We start from the raw sequence: 16,735 nt of genomic DNA on the forward strand, positions 1-16,735 counted from the left end.
TCCTCTAAGCCTTACGCCGTAAGCTTTTCACTTCTTTTCAGCAAGCCCTATTTATGGAAGCTCGAACTATAGTCGATGCGCCTGGATTTGTAAACCCGTCGGTGTTGCATTGCATTTTTGAATCGACGGTTGTTATTCAACTTTAGTATAAGTCTGTAGCCTAGGATAAAAATAAATGACATTCGGATTCCCGACTTACTATGAAAGATATATTCTATTAGATAGAAAGCTCGAATTTCACGATCTTGTCAGGATACTGGAAGAGAGATTTTATGAGCTAAACCTGTCATTCTGCGGTAAATATAAAAACAAGCTAAAAGCAAAGAATGGTTTTAACACATGGTCTTTTGGAGAAAAAATAGAAGTCTCAATAATCGATACAAATAAATTGCATATTCGCAGCCAATGTGGGTTGGTAACACAGTGTTTTGACTGGGTAAAAAATGAAAAGAACGTTAACAGATTAACGCAAAAAATAAGGAGTAAACTGCGTTGATATAGTTCGACATAAATCACAAAAAATAAATTTATATCTGTTGATTATTTTCACAAATCAAATAGAATTGCTATATGACTGCGCCACCGACGCACTCACATCAGACTTCGACCGATCGATCGCCTGTAACAAAAGATAATTCAACAACGTCCGCACCGCAATAATCGCCGCCAAACGCGCGATGTCATCCCAACGACTCGAAATCATTGTCTTCAAAATCGTTGCGCCAATCAAAAAACTCAACGCCAAGGAAAACGAATATCCCATCACCAAACGGCTACGCTGAAACGCATCGGAAGTTTGAGGGCGAAACAAGGCATCTTTGAGGAAAATTGTCAAGGCTTTCGTCACGCCAATCGCAATCACAAACAACGCCAACAACTGACAAAAACTCGTCAAAATGCCGTTCAGCGAAATGACAAATTCTGAAATTTTGACCCCAACGACATCTAACGCCATCTTCTGAAAAATCCTCTCTCATCTCCCGTTCCCGTAGAAATCGCTTTTTCAACTCTCGAATTATCCCAACTTCGACGGGGAAAATTAGGCGTTCGCGGACGTTGGGAACGATGCAACAAGGTATAAAAACAGGGAACGATAAATAAAGTTAAAAATGTTGACAGTGACAAGCCCGAAAATACCACGATTCCCAACGGTTGTAAAAACTCCGAACCTTCGCCAACTTCCAACGCCAACGGTAACAGCCCCAACACCGTCGTCACTGTCGTCATCAAAATCGGACGCAACCGTTGCGGGGCGGCTTGTAACATGGCTTCGTAGGGACTCAACCGCTGCTTATCGCGAATTTGGTTGGCTAACTCGACTAATAAAATGGCGTTGTTTACCACAATTCCCACGAGTAAAACTGCCCCCACGATGGCTGTTGCACCGACGGCGGTATTGGTGACGTACAGCCCTAAAATCCCCCCAGCTAAGGCTAAAGGAACCGTCAAAATAATCGCCAACGGATCGAGAAGTGAGTTGTATTGAACGGCCATGACTACGAATACCAAAAACGTGGCTAAACCGCCGAGTATTTGCAGCGATCGCTGTAACTGTTCGTTGGTTTTCGCCACAGAACTGGGAATCCGCGTCACCCCTTCAGGAAGTTGCAACTCAGCCAAAATGGTATCCACTTCTTCGAGGGCGGCACTCAAACTCGCGCCTTCTACCAAACTGCCTTCAATTAAAACGATTTGACGCTGGTTGATTCGTTGAATTTCTCCGGGGGCGATTCCCGGTTCGATGTTGGCAATATCTCCTAATTTGATACGTTCGTTACCGTCGCCGAACAAGGGGATCGATCGCAACTGACTTTTTTGTTGTACCGTACCGATGGGTAAGCGCAACCGCACGTCAACCAAACGATCGTCCCGTTGCAGTTGCGTCACCACCGTTCCGTCTAACGCCGTCTGTACCGTATCCCCAATCGCTTGGGCAGATAGCCCCAAATCCGCCACCCGTTCCCAATCCGGACGAATTTGAACTTCCGGTTGCGGTTCGGCGGCGTCGGGTTGATAGCGGGCGAGGATAGCCCGTTCTTCCAACGCCTGTAACACCATGCGCCCCGCTTCCTCTAGCTTTTCCGTATCGGTTCCCTGTAACATCACGTCGATGTCGTCGCGGGTGGGAGAGTTGCTGAGAATTAAGCCCCGCACGGATTCCGGACGCATTCGGATGGAGGTATCCACCAACGGAATCTCTCGCTGAATCTGCTGGTTGACACGATCGACATACCCCGAAACGTTACTTCCGGGCCATAACGCAATGGTACTCGAGGCTCGCAGGGCGTTGGCACTGGTGGAACTGCCGAAAAGAAAGCCCCCAGCAGTACTGAAGGCGTATTGGGTTTCCGGTTGCGCCAAAAGAATTTCGTCGATGGCAGACATCACCCGGCGGTTGTCTTGCAACGGGGTACCGGGGGGAAACTGCGCCACCAGTCGCGCTTGTCCCGTGTCGATGCGGGGTAAAATCTCCTGGGGCAGTCGCGCCGCCATCCAAATGCTACTCCCGCCGAGGACGATGACGGCGAGGGCGATCGTCAGCAGGCGAACCCGCAACACCCCCGCCAGAACTTGCCGATAGAGGAGGGTGAGAAGCCGCACGAAGCGTCCGAACAGCCAAATTGGTGGAAAACGGTCAAAACGACTCGAGACCGGAATCGCGAGCAATTGGGCAGCTAAGGCGGGAACCACCGTCAGAGCGATCGCCATCGATGCGGCAACGGCGAAGCTAATCGTCAAAATCAGTTCGTTGAACAGCAGGGAAATAAAGCCCCCTAACATCAAAAACGGCAACACCGCCACCAAGTTGGTACTCGTGGAGGCTAACAACGCCGATTCCAACTCGCGGGCGGAGGTTTCCGCCTGTTCTCGTACCCGTCGGGCGAACTGTTGCTTTCGACTCGGTTTTGGAGGCGTTCCCGACGACGCCACCTCAGCGGTTTCGACGCCCTGGGCGATGTTCTCCAACATGACGATGGCGTTGTCTACCACAATCCCCACCCCCAACGCCAAACCGCCCAAGCTGAAGACGTTTAGCGACAGCCCGAACGATCCCATTAAAATCGTCGCCGTCAGGGTGGCCAGGGGAATCGCCAAGACGACGATGAGGGTTTGACGCAGAGACCCCAAAAACAGTAAAACGGCGATCGCCGCCAATCCCGAACCCGACAATCCCGCCGTCACCACGTTGCGAATGGAATTTTGAATAAATCGCGATTCGTCCAAGGTGGTTTCTAGCTGCATATCCTCCGAAATCAGCCCCGACGCCCGCAACGCCTCCAGTTTGGCCACGACGCCCTCGACGACTTCCACCGTATTGGCGTCCGGTTGTTTCTGAACGCTGACTTTGACGGCGGGTTGTCCGTTGAGGGTGACGAAAATGCGTTGTTCTTCCGTTCCGTCCACCACTTGGGCGACGTTTTCCACGTAGAGTTTACCCGTCGAACGGGTATCGTTGCGATCGCCGTCGTCGATGGCAACTCGCCGAATTTCTCCCACCTCCCGAAACCGTCCCGCCACCCGCGTTAACGCCTCGGACTCGCCACCGCGAATCAAGCCGCCAGAGGTGTCTTGGTTCCGTTCCCGCAGGGCGTCCCCCACATCGGAGACGTTCAGCCCCACCGCTTGCAACCGTTCCAAATCCAGGTTCACCCGCACTTCTTCTCGCACGCCCCCGGATACGTCCACGTTGGCGACGCCGGGAACCCGCGTCAGTTCTCGGGCGAGTTCTTCATCGGCGAAAATACGCAAATCCACCGGACGCAACGCCGTTGAGGTGAGGGCGATTTCGTAAACCGGGAGTTGGGAGGGGTCGAATTTGAACAGACGGGGGGTGTTCAGATTGTCGGGAAGGCGATCGCGGGCGCGGTTTAAGGCGGCGGTGGCGTCGTTAAGGGCGCGATCGATATCGTCGCCGGGACGAAAGAACAAGTCGATACTCAGTCGCCCTTCTCGGGTTTGCGAGAAAATCTGCACCACTCCTTCTGTGGCGGCGAGGGCTTCTTCCAAGGGGCGGGTAATGTCGTTGACGGCGACTTCGGGGACGATTCCCGGCGCGTCAACCCGCAAGCCAATGCGAGGATAGGTAATGCTGGGCAGCAAATCCACGGGCATTCGCGCCACGACGAACCCCCCCAAGACGATAACCGCCACGGTGAGAACCAGGGTTCCGATATGTCGCCGGATGGCGAGGGTGCTGAGGCTGAGGGGGGTTTGCATGAGGAGATGAGGAGATGATGAGGTGATGAGGTGATGAGGTGGGGAGATAAGGAGATGAGGGGGTGAGGAGAGAATTTCACATCATCCCATCATCACATCATCACTCTTCGCTGAGAAAACTTGGGCGCACCGTTTGTTCGTCGCGGAGGGGGCGATCGCTGCGAACTACGAATCGATCGCCCGGAACTAAGCCTTCGAGAATTTCCACTTTCCCGTCTTTGCGATCGCCAATTTGAACAGAACGGGCGCGAACGGCGGTTTCGGGTTGGCGATCGCCGATAATAAATAAGGTATTTTCCCCCTCCGCACTCACGTCTAAGGCACTGTCGGGAATCCAAACCGTCGATTTTGGCGGTGCGTTGAGGGTGACGCGGGCGAGAAGTCCGCTACCGATGGGTTCGTTGCCGAGTTCGGCGCTGCTGAGGACGATTTTCACGGGGATGAGTCGGGCGACGGGATCGGCGATGGGGAAAATCTGCGAGACTCGTCCGCTGAAGCTGCGACTGGGGAAGGCGTCGAGTTTGACTTCGACGGATTGTCCCAGGGAAATTCGTTCGCGATCGCGATCGGGGATTTCGATGCGAACTTCGATTTCGCTGAAATCTCCCAATTCGAGAATTGCGTCCCCAGTTTGTACGATGTCGCCCGGTTCGAGGAGGCGATCGAGGACGATTCCGCCAAACGGTGCTAAAACCTCAGTATAGGCGAGTCGTTGTTCGATGCCGTTGACGAGGGCTTGTTGGGCGTTGACGCGCTGTTGGGCTGCATCGATGGTTCGATCGCGAATTCGCACTTGTTCTTCGGCGGCGAGAAGCTGTTGTTCTAGGGTGCGAACGGTGGTTCGGGCAATTTCGGCGTCTTGTTGGGGAATCGCCCCTTCTGCGGCGAGACGGCTGAAACGGCGGGCGTCCGCTCTCGCCTGTTCCAATTCGGCGCGTATTTCTTCGACTCGCACTCGCGCCTCGCTGCTTTGGCTGCGGTAGACTTCCACTTCGGCTTGTCTCGCCCCCACTTCCGCTTCTGCGGCGGCGAGTTCCGACAGCAGCAGCGCATCTTCAATTTGGGCTAAAACCTGTCCTTGGAAAACGGGATCGCCTTCTTCGACGGTGAGATCGAGTAACTGTCCGTCGCTGCGGGCGCGAAGGGAGACGCCACGGGCGGGTTGCGTGGTTCCGCTATAGGTGAGTTCGTCGGTTTGCTGTTGCGCCTCCGCCACCGCCACATCGACGGTGACGGTGCGATCGCCCCGGCTGCGTTGGGGTTGGGCTTGGGCGGTTTCTTCGCGATCGGCGGCGCATCCCATAACGAGATACAAGCTACTGACGAGGAGCGCGATCGCCCCGGCTTTTTGAAGTCGTATCATCGGCTGTTAGTCTCGCTGGAGGAACGAACACGATCGAACGGCGAAGGTTGATTCGGGACGAGACTTGCCACGATTTCCCGATCCCTCGAGTCCTCTACATCTTAAAGATTCATAAAAAAAATCGCTACTGATTCAATAGAGATGGTAATAACAACCGCTTTGAGGGAGCGATCGAACCGAAGGGGAGATCGGGACTTTGCGGTAAAAAAAAGAATTTCGATCGCATTTTCGATCGTTTAAATCATGACAACTCGAGTCAAAAATACATTCAAAAACGCGATCGCTCCCAAATCTCCCAGTTTTCGCCCTTCCCGCCGTTCCCGATTGGAAAATGTCACAATAAAACCTAAGCACTCGTCTCCTCGTCATGAACCCGTTTCCCGACTTCCAGCCTCGCGGATACCGCATCCAACGCGAACTCGGCAGCAACCGCAGCGGCGGCCGCATCACCTACCTCGCCACAGAACTCGACACCCAACAGTCCGTGGTGTTGAAACAATTCCAATTCGCCTCAACCGCCGGATGGTCGGTTTACGACGCCTACCAACGGGAAATTCAAGTCTTGCGGGGACTCAACCACCCCGGAATCCCCCGCTATCTCGACTCCTTTGAAACCGACGACGGCTTCTGTCTGGTTCAAGAGTACAAAAACGCCCCCTCTCTCGCCGAACCTCGCAGTTTCGACCCGGAAGATGTCAAACAAATCGCCGTTTCCCTCCTCTCCATCCTCGTTTACCTACAAAACCGCATCCCCCCCGTCATCCACCGCGACATCAAACCGGAAAACGTCCTCGTCTCCGACGACTTACAAGTATATTTAGTGGATTTCGGCTTTGCCCGCATCGGCGACGGCGAAGTGGCGATGAGTAGCGTCGTCAAAGGAACCCTGGGATTTATGCCCCCAGAACAACTCTTCAACCGCCAACTGACAGAAGCCTCGGATTTATACGGCGTGGGGGCAACCCTGATTTGTCTGCTAACCGCAACGAAATCGGCAGATATCGGCGAGTTGATGGACGACAACTATCGCATCGACTTCAAATCTCGGATTCCCAAAGTCAGTTTGCCCTGGATGGCGTGGCTGGAAAAAATGGTACAACCGGTTCCCGCCAAACGCTACGCCAACGCCAGCGACGCCCTCGAAGCGTTGAAACCCATTTACGTCAACCGCGTTCCCACCGTCACCGCCAAACCCGAAACTCTGGAATTAGAGGCGACGAAGTTGGGGGAAACTCTGACGGCGACAGTGATGTTGAGTAATCGCGTCCCCGATACGGTGTTGGTGGGGCGTTGGGAGTTCGTTTCCCATCCCAAGGATTTGCCCAGCAAGCCGGAAAAACACCATTGGATTCGCATCAAACCCGATCGCATCGAGGGCAATCGCAGCCTATGTAAAATTAAAGTAGATACGGGAAAGTTACGGGCTAACGCCGTCTATCACCGTCAACTGAAGTTTTGCAGCAACGCCGAACCCGAAACCGTAACCGTCGATTTAACGGTGAAAACTGCCCCCGTCCCGATTCGCCTTCCCGTTCCCCCCTTGCGTCGGTTGTTGGTGTTGTTTGCGATGGCGACTCTGTTATCGTTCGGCGTGGATACCTGGTGGGGAACGACGCTGTTTGTAGCGCGATCGATCGCCCGTTCGATCGATAATCTTTGGTCGATGTAACCGCGAGGAACCGATGAAAACACCGCTTCCCCCCAAATCTCCCAACTCAGACAATTCCGATTTACAAAAATCCGAATCGCGAGAATTTCAACCGTTTCGCGACAAACAGCTTTGGCTGACGGTGGCGGTTCTGGTGGTAACGCCGATTGTCGTTACGGTTTTGGCGTTTAAATTTATCACCATCGCCCACATTCTCTTTAATTTCGCCCTTAAAGTTATGGCGTTTATCTTTCTCCTCGCCCTCATTGGCGTGGTGTTGCTGTTCGTTCCAGCCGTCTGTCTTTGGGGAATTGTCGAAACCTTTCGTTTTATGCACAAACGCGGCTTTAGCGACTTAGTGGCGACGGCGATGCCCTTGTCTGCGATCGCCTTTGGTATTGGGGTGGGTTCGCTGTTACGAGATGGGAGTTTTTACCCCGTCTGGCTGGCGGTTACGGGCGTCACGGCGGTGCCGCTGGTGGTGATGTTAGTCTATCAACCGATTCAGCGATCGCGACAGTTGAAAGAGTACCGAAAATCGGAACAAAATTTGATTCAACCCTAGGTGTTTAAGGTTTCGGGAATAGAGAGAATACGAATTGAAAATCAACGGTATTATACAAAATCTTGTTCTAATGAGGTTTGATTAGTGAGTCTTAACCACAGCGACACAGATCGGTTTTTGCTGCGTTCAAAGAAACCGCTGTTTTAGGATTAGTGCCATTTTTAAAATAGTTTAAATTCAATTTAAATTGATAATTTAAACCTCAAATTTTCCGAATAATTTAAACAATCGGTTCAATTCAATAAAATTTTGGACGTCGGGTTTCACTCCGTTTCACCCGACCTACAATTTATATTTTTATACTAACTTTTTCTATAATCTTTAATATTGAAATTCCCTCGTAGGTTGGGTGGAACGGAGTGGAACCCAACAGAGATAATTTTGTCTGAAAACAATGAATTCATAATTCACATTGAAGAATCCAAAATTTCAAATCCTTAAAATTAAAATATCAGTTTTAATTTTGTCTGAAAACAATGAATTCATAATTCACATTGAAGAATCCAAAATTTCAAATCCTTAAAATTAAAAATCAGCTTTGTATTTTGGGTGGAACGGAGTGAAACCTAACAGAAATAATTTCAAATCAAAACGCTAAATTAATGATTTTCAAACAGTTCATAAAAAATCAAAAAATTAATCAAAATAGAGTCTTATAACGGATTATTTTACCACAAAAATACTAAAACCGAGAACCGTTTGGGCGTTAAATTTCGTCCCTCAACCCCACCCACAAATTTACTCATCTCACCCATCAAAAATCCCATCCCTCAAATCTCCCCTCTCGCGATAAAATAGAAGACTACGCTAAACCAAGTCTGTGCGCGATGAGTAAGGGAACATTATTCGATAAAGTCTGGGAAGCCCATAGCGTGGGAACGCTGCCTTCCGGTCAAACGCAACTGTTTATCGGGTTGCACCTCATCCACGAAGTCACCAGCCCTCAAGCATTCGCCATGCTGCGGGAACGGGGTCTGAAAGTCCCCTATCCCCAACGAACCGTGGCCACCGTCGATCACATCGTCCCCACGGAAAACCAAGCCCGTCCCTTCGCCGATACCCTCGCCGAAGAGATGATTCAAGCCCTGGAAAACAACTGCAAAGAACACGGCATTCGCTTCTATAACGTCGGTTCCGGCCGTCAGGGAATCGTCCACGTCATCGCGCCGGAACAAGGACTGACCCTGCCGGGAACGACGATCGCGTGCGGTGACAGCCACACCTCCACCCACGGCGCGTTCGGCGCGATCGCCTTCGGTATCGGCACCAGCCAAGTACGGGACGTTCTGGCCTCCCAAACCCTGGCCATGAACAAACTCAAAGTTCGCCGCATCGAGGTAAACGGCGATTTGCGACCCGGTGTCTACGCTAAAGATGTCATCCTTCATATCATCCGCAAACTGGGCGTTAAAGGCGGCGTGGGCTATGCCTACGAGTACGCTGGCACCACCTTCGAGAAGATGTCGATGGAAGAACGGATGACCGTTTGCAATATGTCCATCGAAGGGGGCGCCCGCTGCGGTTACATCAACCCCGACGCCACCACTTACGATTACATCCAAGGTCGCGAATTCGCCCCCAAAGGCGAAGATTGGGAAAAAGCCGTTGCTTGGTGGAACAGTATTCGCAGCGACGCCAATGCGGAATACGACGATGTGGTGGTGTTCGATGCGGCGGACATCTCCCCGACGGTGACTTGGGGAATTACGCCGGGACAAGGGATCGGGATTGATGAATCGGTGCCGACGCCGGACAGTTTACCGGAGGGCGATCGATCCATTGCCGAGGAAGCCTACAAATATATGCAGCTGTCCCCCGGAACCCCTCTCAAAGGCACGAAAGTGGATGTCTGCTTCATCGGAAGTTGCACCAACGGACGCATCAGCGACTTGCGGGAAGCGGCGAAATTCGCCAAAGGTCATAAAGTCGCCGATGGGGTGAAAGCTTTTGTCGTCCCCGGTTCGGAAGAAGTGAAGAAACAAGCCGAAGCCGAAGGTTTGGATAAAGTCTTCCTCGAAGCCGGGTTTGAATGGCGCAACGCGGGCTGTTCCATGTGTTTGGCCATGAACCCGGATAAGTTGCAAGGGGATCAAATCAGCGCCTCGTCCTCCAACCGCAACTTTAAAGGCCGTCAAGGGTCTTCTTCGGGACGCACGCTGTTGATGAGTCCGGCGATGGTGGTGGCGGCTGCGGTGAACGGTTCTGTCGCCGACGTGCGCGAGTTGCTGTAGTCGCACCCACAACCTCCGTATTCCGGGCATCTTGCCGGTCTCTGAACCTGTTAGAGGGTTCGTAAGCCTACAACTCCAGTTTAGTCACCATGAGCCAAATCAAAAACATTTCTGGACGAGGTATTCCCCTCGCTGGCGACGATATCGATACCGATCGCATCATTCCCGCCCGTTATCTCCGTTGCGTCACCTTCGACGGCCTCGGCGAACATGCTTTTAAAGACGATCGCGTTCAAACTAACGGCGAACATCCGTTCGATCGATCCGAATACCAAGGTGCCAACGTCCTCGTCGTCAACGCCAACTTCGGCTGCGGTTCGAGTCGCGAACACGCCCCTCAAGCCATCCGTCGTTGGGGTATCGAAGCCCTCGTCGGCGAAAGCTTTGCCGAAATCTTCTTTGGAAACTGCGTGGCGATGGGCGTTCCCTGCGTCACCGCCGACGCCGACTCTGTAGAAAAACTGCAAGCGGCGATCGCTGCAAATCCCCAAACCCCCGTCTCGGTGGATTTGGAAAACATGGAAGTGCGCTGCGGCGATTTAACCCTGTCTGTATCCATGCCCGAAGGAGCGCGTCAGAGCTTCCTCAACGGCGTTTGGGACAGTTGCGGGCAGTTGGTCAACCAACTCGACGCCGTGCGCGAAACGGCGGCAAAACTCCCCTATCTGGCTTGGACTTAAAGTCCTCTGCGTAGCGGTGTTGTATGCAGCGTGTCAGGCAACGCCGCTACCGGATTTCCGTCCGGGGCTTCGATCTCCCCCAACCCTCTGTGTCCTCTGTGCCTCTGTGGTGCATCAACCACGAGAAAAAGACGCGGGTTGAAGCGCTCCGCGTCTTTTGCCATGCCTGCTATCCGTATCGCCCCTATTGCGACTTCGTGCGACTCGATCGACGAACCCGGCTTTTTCCCTTCGCCGTTCGCGATGCAGGCGATCGCGTCGTGGACGTGCGCGTTCTCGACTTCGATTTCGTCGTCGGCGTTTGCGTGCGCGGTACCGAACTCGTCGGCATACTACCAGCAGCATTTCCGCGCGTCGTGCGGAAGGTGACGTTGACCCCTTCGTTGCTTTGTTCGAGAACCAATAACGGCGTCGGTTTGGCGCTTTGGTCCCAGTGGATGTACGCCACGCGACCCTGTAAAGCCGGTTGCCAGGTGTCGTTGTCTCCCGCCGGACTCAGATAAGTTTCGATACAGTCGATAATTTGACTGATCGTGGCGCTTGTCGGCTGCGTCGGGAGTTTGGTCAGTTTGATTTGGATGCGGAACAACACCCGTTTTTTGATGTTGGCACCGGAACCGGTTTCGTATTCCACATCGAAGATTTCGTTGACTTGACGGCCGGTTCCTCGGTTTTCTGCCGTCGGACGCAACGCCACGGAAATCTTGCTTTTGACCTTGACTTTGATTTGGTTGACTATGCCGAAGTGGAAGGTTTCTTCTTCCATCCGCATCCGCAGGTAGTCGAGGTTAAATTCCCGCGAGTGGATTAAGTCCGGGTTGCGCTCCATTTTACTAATCGTGTCGATGGCGCGTTTGTATTTTTTCTGAAGTTCCCGGTTTTTAAACTCTTCGGTGCGAATTTTCTTTTTGAGTTGCTCGGTCGTCATTTTGTAGACAACGCCGAGGGCGATCGTTGCAACGAGGAGCAATCCCGAGGCGCCCATCCAAATGGCAGAGGGAGCCGACGCCCCTTCAGAGGAGGCAGGCTGGGCAGGTGCTTGTGCCAACGTCGGTTTGACGAGGATGGCGGGAGTTGACATGGTCGATAACTCCATGGGTACTTGACGGCTTCAGCAGGCAGATCGACGGGCGTCTCCCATCTTAGGATGCCCGTTCGACTGAGTTTCGATATCAGTCGTCCTTGAAAACGCTCGCTTTGGCACACCGACGCCACCCCGAGTTGACCCGCAAGCTGGGACAATGGACTTTGGTGAAGCCGACTGTATTTCACTAGGGACTAATCTAGTGGCTGGCTTGCAAGCGCCGTTCTCTCGACAGAGCGAATGAGAGAATCGCCGAAAGGTTGAGGTTTACCTTTCGTGATTTGGACGAGCATCGATCGAAGATTCGATCGTACTCTAAATCGCTCGTGATTCGATCGATCTATATTCAATTGTATTCTCTATGCCGTTTCTTGCACTATCTGAGTCCGTCGCCGCAGGATTTTCTACGACAGTCCGTCTCGTCGCTACCGATATGGACGGGACGTTAACTCGTCGGGGAACTTTTTCCGCGTCGTTGTTGCAAGCTTTGGAAAACCTCGCTGAGGCGGGAATTTCGGTTCTCATCGTCACGGGACGTTCGGCGGGTTGGGTGGCCGGTTTGGCGACTTATCTCCCCGTTGGCGGCGCGATCGCGGAAAACGGCGGCCTGTTTTACACCGACGGCGACAAACCCCCCGTTCCCCTGGTTCCCATCGCTAATTTCACGGAACACCGTCGGGAACTGGCGCAGGTGTTTCGTGCGTTACAGTCGGACTTTCCTCAACTGTGCGAAGCTGAGGACAATCGCTTTCGTTTGACGGATTGGGCGTTCGATTTGTCGCAACTTTCGCCGCAAGAGTTAGAGCAAATCGCCGCCTGGTGCGACGATCGCGGCTGGGGTTTCACTTACAGTTCGATTCAGGGACATTTGAAACTGCCGATGCAGGATAAAGCCAAAGGCGTCTTGCAGGTTTTGGGCGATCGCTTTCCACAACTTTCCCCCCACAACGTCGTCACCGTCGGCGACAGTCCTAACGATGCCAGTTTGTTCGATGCGTCGGTGTTTCCCCACTCCGTCGGCGTAGCCAACATCGCCCAATATCGCGATCGCTTGCCCTATCTCCCCCAATACATTACCCAAGCCGAAGAGGGAGAAGGATTTTGCCAACTGGCGCACTTTCTGCGATCGACCGCGAACGGCGATCGCCAAAATCTTTCTCTGCAATGACACGGAAAATGTCCGTTAAATTGTAAAATTATGTAAAGAAGTTTGCGAGAACAGGTTCTCGGAGACTCGAACCTTTCGCTCAGATACGGTACTCATGTCCAATTCGATCGCCGTTTCGATCGCGATTCCCACCCTCTTACTCGCCGTGGGATTAGTCTTTTTCATCCGTGCCGCGTCCAAAGACCGCACCGAAGAAGTCCGTCTCGCCAGCGATCGATCCCCCGAGGACTTATCCTCGTCTCTCAAAACCCATTTTACCCAACGGGCTTATCGCCCCGTAGACTTCCAACCCGACACGAAGCAAGTCGTCTTTGAAGGACAAGTTCGCGCCAGTTGGTTCCTGGCCGTCTTTCTCAGCCTTCTCGCCGCCATCGGACTGCTCTGTGTCGCCCTCGTTTTTTCGACGTTATTTCCAAAAATTTCAGGCCTTGCACCCCTAATCGTGGTAGGATATCCCATTGCTGGATGGTTGTACTGGCAAAGTGCCAACCGCCGCGAAACGGTGGCTGTAAAAGTCGAGGCAGCCCCCGACGGCAACGCCGCCGAAGGCAGCCGTGCGACTGTAATCGCTCACCGCGACGAACTGATCGCGTTGCAACAAGCCTTACCCGACTTACGCAACGCGGAGGCGATCGCAGAGTCGAAGTAGATCCAAAGATGTAGATCCCAAGATCGAAATCGAAATGCTAAATCGCCGAGTTCGCACGAGGTGGCGGCGATGAATGGGAGCGGTTACTTACCGCTGGCCGTCTGCGTCCGCTCTTGCTGCTCGATGACTAATCGCAAGCTGGGAAATAGGAAATGGTTTTCCTCAACGTACTGGGCGCCAAAGAGACCTTTTTCAGCCCAAAAGTAGCGATCGGTCGTATGTTCGTTTCGCTTGACGAGGAGCAGAGCAGGCGGCGCAATTTGCGCGGATTTGATATACTTACGTGCAGCAGTAACTGGTTTGTCTTCCCCGCTTTCAATACTGTACTGAGGCACGTGTTCTAGGATTCTTCGTCCTTCTTGACGGCGACGGCTTTTTCTTTTGCGTCTTCTTGCCAAGGTTGTCTACCTCCTCTTGTTGCCGACGGGTTGTAGTGATAGCTACCAAAACCGAGCAAAATATATCAGATCTTGACAATAATTTCAACTGCTTTTTCGGAATTCGATAAGTTATTTAAAATAGTCAAGAGACGATCGCCCCATTCCTCACCGGGCATTTCGGCCTCTCCCTAACAGTTGTCGAATCTGGGGAAGTCTTCCTGGGCGGGCGGTGTCCTCCCTCGAAATCGATCGAAAAGACCTGGCTCGAGCTAATGTTTTATGACAATTACTGTCAGTAACGAATTCCGAACCCTTTGCCGGGAACAAGTGACGCTCCTCGAACGCAACTTAGGAGCGTCGCCGATCGTGGTATATCTCGCCGAACAGGCCCTCGGTGGTACAGATGGAAAATTAATCCCCGTCGTGGCCGAACCCGAAACCCCAAGCAACCGGGAAAGCGTCGAAATTCCCTTGCTGTTAGACGACCCAAACCGTCGCGATCGACAGTTACGTTCGGCGCTTCCCTCCTCCCCAGCACCGCTCCTGTTCGACCCCGGCGACGCCGCAACCTTCAAAGAAGACCGCAGCGCCAGCGAAGGCGAGACATCCCCCCAATCCCATCAACTCGTCCTACCCCTGATGCACGACAACGTCGTGGTGGGACTGCTCGTGACGGCGCGTCCCGGCCGTCCCTGGAGCGATGGCGATCGCGAAACCGTCGAACGCACCGCCCACACCATCGCCATCGCCTGTCTGCTCGAACAACGAGGTCAGTGGGCCGAACGCAACTATCGCCAACAGCAACAACTTCAAACCCAACAGCACAACCTCCTCCACGACTGGCTGCACCAATTCCGAAATCCCCTCAGCGCCCTCCGCATTTTCGGAAAACTCCTCACCAAACGGCTCAATCCCGACGACGAACGGCGACAGTACGCCGACAACATCGTTCGCGAAAGCGATCGCCTGCAAGACTTACTGCAAGACTTCCGCGACGCCATCGATACCGAACCCTTCGTCCTCCCCACAACCGTCGATTTCGAGACCGACGCCGACGAAGTACCCAAACCCTTACCCTTACTGCCCTACCGGGACGATCGCCGCCAATCCGTCGATTTACACGAGGTTATCGCCCCTTTAGCCCTATCCGCTCGCGCCATCGCCAGCGATCGACACATCGACTTTCACGGCAGCATTCCCGACGATCTCCCCAACACCCAAGGCGATCGAAAAGCCCTAGTCGAAGTGGTCAACAACCTCATCGACAACGCCATCAAATACACCCCAGAAGGGGGACGAATCCGCCTCGACGCAGGACTCTTCCACCACGATCGCCTCGGAGAGGGCGTTGCCATCGCCATCAGCGACACCGGACTCGGCATTCCGCCCCAAGACCTAGAACATCTCTTCGAGCGCCGATTTCGGGGCGTACAAGCCGATAGCGACATCCCCGGCACCGGCCTCGGACTGGCGATCGCACGGGATCTCGTCCGCCAAATGCACGGCGACATCGAAGTATTCAGCCCGCCCCAACATCCCTGGAACAGCTTCGAGCCATCAGACACCGGAACGACTTTCTTAGTTTGGCTCCCGTTGTACTATCGAACACCGGATCTCACTGGTTGACGATTTCCAAGCGGGAAGTGACAAACCGATTCATCCACTGTTCCAAAAAAGCGCGATTGGCTTGGCGCTGTTCGATATCCGTCGTATTCAGAGGATGGGGTGCCAACCCCTGAAGCGCAGCCGTGGTTACGCAAAACATCGACTTTTGGAAACTTTGGCAAATTTGCACCCGCAAATCGTCTTCCTGTCGCTTTCCTTTTCGATACACTTCGTGCAAGTAATCCGGCAAAAAGTGACGCATATCTTGCATCAGTTGCGTCGGTGGAATTCCCGCACCTCCAATCGGCAACGGATCGGCGTAAAGCGCCCCGTAAGTAAAATCGCTCTGTTCGGCGGGAATTTGGAACGCTTGAGCGTTATAAGATACCGTACCGGGGAAAGGAGCGCCTCGGAAGAAAATCGATTCTACATAGGGAACCGCCGTGTCTACGAGAAAGGTTAATCCGACCGATTTGGGAATAATATCGTAGGTTTCGCCGTCAATTTCTACGCTGAAGGTAATGGGGCGGTTGGCGTCGGCGACCAAGCCATCGAGGATATGTTGGACGACTTGCGGAATCGACTTAATTTCGCCGCGATCGTAGCGATCGGATAAGGCGATAAACATATCGCTCATCACCCGCCAAAATTGCCCTAAGCCGCTGTAATAACAGGACTGGCGAACTTGCTCGGGTAGGAAATCGGGAAACAGCGCGTTTAACCCTTGCATGAATGGATTTCCTCGCACTTTAGCACGAATAGCACGATCGGCGCGGTCTTTAAATTCGTCGGTGTCGAGGTATTCGTCTAAACCGTTTCCTCCATGCCATAGCATCGATCGCATCGTGTATTCTGCATATTCGTAATTGATGCGATCGTGCCACCAAAATTTCAACAGTTTCGAGAGCGTTACGTCACCGTTGAAATATTTAAAAAAGGGAAACAGCTTTAAAAATTGATGTTCGGCAAAATAAATTAAATTGCGGGAATAGGCATCGAGAACTACACCGTAACTTTTTAAAATTCCGACAACTTCAACTACGTTTTCAGGCGTATCTTTCAATAACGCCTGACCGCTTTCGAGGCGGTGAACGTATTCAGCCAGGGGATGGCTCGACGGAGCCAGAGGTGTGCTAACCATAAC

13 protein-coding genes are annotated in these 16,735 nt (G+C 53.0%); 7 read left to right on the plus strand and 6 right to left on the minus strand.

The annotated features are described in order from the left end of the window. Positions 1–553: 553 nt before the first annotated feature. The 3 genes from ACP5D4_RS02310 to ACP5D4_RS02320 all read right to left on the minus strand — a co-directional run bounded on the left by ACP5D4_RS02310 (position 554) and on the right by ACP5D4_RS02320 (position 5,581). The gene (locus tag ACP5D4_RS02310) at positions 554–955 is read right to left on the minus strand and encodes a DUF1622 domain-containing protein (RefSeq protein ID WP_428010006.1); all 402 of its coding nucleotides are present in this window, start codon (positions 953–955) and stop codon (positions 554–556) included. Continuing rightward, complete coding sequence (locus ACP5D4_RS02315) at positions 946–4,218, minus strand: efflux RND transporter permease subunit (RefSeq protein ID WP_428010007.1); 3,273 nt, start codon at positions 4,216–4,218, stop codon at positions 946–948. The genes ACP5D4_RS02310 and ACP5D4_RS02315 overlap by 10 nt, the downstream gene beginning before the upstream one ends. 100 nt (positions 4,219–4,318) lie before the next feature. Continuing rightward, positions 4,319–5,581, minus strand: a complete 1,263-nt coding sequence (locus ACP5D4_RS02320) for an efflux RND transporter periplasmic adaptor subunit (protein ID WP_428010008.1) — start codon at positions 5,579–5,581, stop codon at positions 4,319–4,321. Between the two features lie 367 nt (positions 5,582–5,948). Between ACP5D4_RS02320 and ACP5D4_RS02325 the strand changes: the two genes are divergently transcribed. The 4 genes from ACP5D4_RS02325 (at position 5,949) to leuD (ending at position 10,705) form a co-directional block, all read left to right on the plus strand. Beyond that, on the plus strand, positions 5,949–7,250 hold the full coding sequence (locus ACP5D4_RS02325) for a serine/threonine protein kinase (protein WP_428010009.1): 1,302 nt from the start codon (positions 5,949–5,951) through the stop codon (positions 7,248–7,250). Positions 7,251–7,263: 13 nt separating this feature from the next. Next, on the plus strand, positions 7,264–7,794 hold the full coding sequence (locus tag ACP5D4_RS02330) for a hypothetical protein (RefSeq protein ID WP_428010010.1): 531 nt from the start codon (positions 7,264–7,266) through the stop codon (positions 7,792–7,794). A gap of 827 nt (positions 7,795–8,621) precedes the next feature. After that, positions 8,622–10,025, plus strand: a complete 1,404-nt coding sequence (leuC, locus tag ACP5D4_RS02335; protein ID WP_428010011.1) for a 3-isopropylmalate dehydratase large subunit — start codon at positions 8,622–8,624, stop codon at positions 10,023–10,025. A gap of 89 nt (positions 10,026–10,114) precedes the next feature. Further along, positions 10,115–10,705 carry a 3-isopropylmalate dehydratase small subunit gene (gene leuD / locus ACP5D4_RS02340; RefSeq protein ID WP_428010012.1) on the plus strand — a complete coding sequence of 197 codons (591 nt, stop codon included), beginning with the start codon at positions 10,115–10,117 and terminating at the stop codon, positions 10,703–10,705. A 184-nt stretch (positions 10,706–10,889) separates the two neighbouring features. Here the strand turns inward: leuD and ACP5D4_RS02345 are convergent, their stop codons facing one another. Continuing rightward, positions 10,890–11,786: a hypothetical protein gene (locus ACP5D4_RS02345; protein WP_428010013.1), complete on the minus strand. Its 897-nt coding sequence runs from the start codon at positions 11,784–11,786 to the stop codon at positions 10,890–10,892. Between the two features lie 364 nt (positions 11,787–12,150). Here ACP5D4_RS02345 and ACP5D4_RS02350 point away from each other — a divergent pair, with 364 nt between their 5' ends. Continuing rightward, entirely contained in the window at positions 12,151–12,957 is an 807-nt protein-coding gene (locus tag ACP5D4_RS02350; RefSeq protein ID WP_428010014.1) for an HAD-IIB family hydrolase, read from the plus strand. A gap of 94 nt (positions 12,958–13,051) precedes the next feature. Further along, positions 13,052–13,606, plus strand: a complete 555-nt coding sequence (locus tag ACP5D4_RS02355; RefSeq protein ID WP_428010015.1) for a cofactor assembly of complex C subunit B — start codon at positions 13,052–13,054, stop codon at positions 13,604–13,606. Positions 13,607–13,689: 83 nt separating this feature from the next. Here the strand turns inward: ACP5D4_RS02355 and ACP5D4_RS02360 are convergent, their stop codons facing one another. Then, positions 13,690–14,004 carry a DUF3155 domain-containing protein gene (locus tag ACP5D4_RS02360; protein ID WP_026097869.1) on the minus strand — a complete coding sequence of 105 codons (315 nt, stop codon included), beginning with the start codon at positions 14,002–14,004 and terminating at the stop codon, positions 13,690–13,692. A 261-nt stretch (positions 14,005–14,265) separates the two neighbouring features. Here ACP5D4_RS02360 and ACP5D4_RS02365 point away from each other — a divergent pair, with 261 nt between their 5' ends. Then, positions 14,266–15,612, plus strand: a complete 1,347-nt coding sequence (locus tag ACP5D4_RS02365; RefSeq protein ID WP_428010016.1) for a GAF domain-containing sensor histidine kinase — start codon at positions 14,266–14,268, stop codon at positions 15,610–15,612. On the opposite strand, the gene ACP5D4_RS02370 is transcribed toward ACP5D4_RS02365, so the two are convergent. Next, entirely contained in the window at positions 15,602–16,732 is a 1,131-nt protein-coding gene (locus ACP5D4_RS02370) for a CO2 hydration protein (RefSeq protein WP_428010017.1), read from the minus strand. The two genes, ACP5D4_RS02365 and ACP5D4_RS02370, sit on opposite strands and share 11 nt — an antisense overlap. Positions 16,733–16,735 lie beyond the last annotated feature (3 nt).

It is taken from the genome of Baaleninema sp., assembly GCF_049974805.1.
Taxonomy (GTDB): domain Bacteria; phylum Cyanobacteriota; class Cyanobacteriia; order Cyanobacteriales; family Geitlerinemataceae; genus Baaleninema.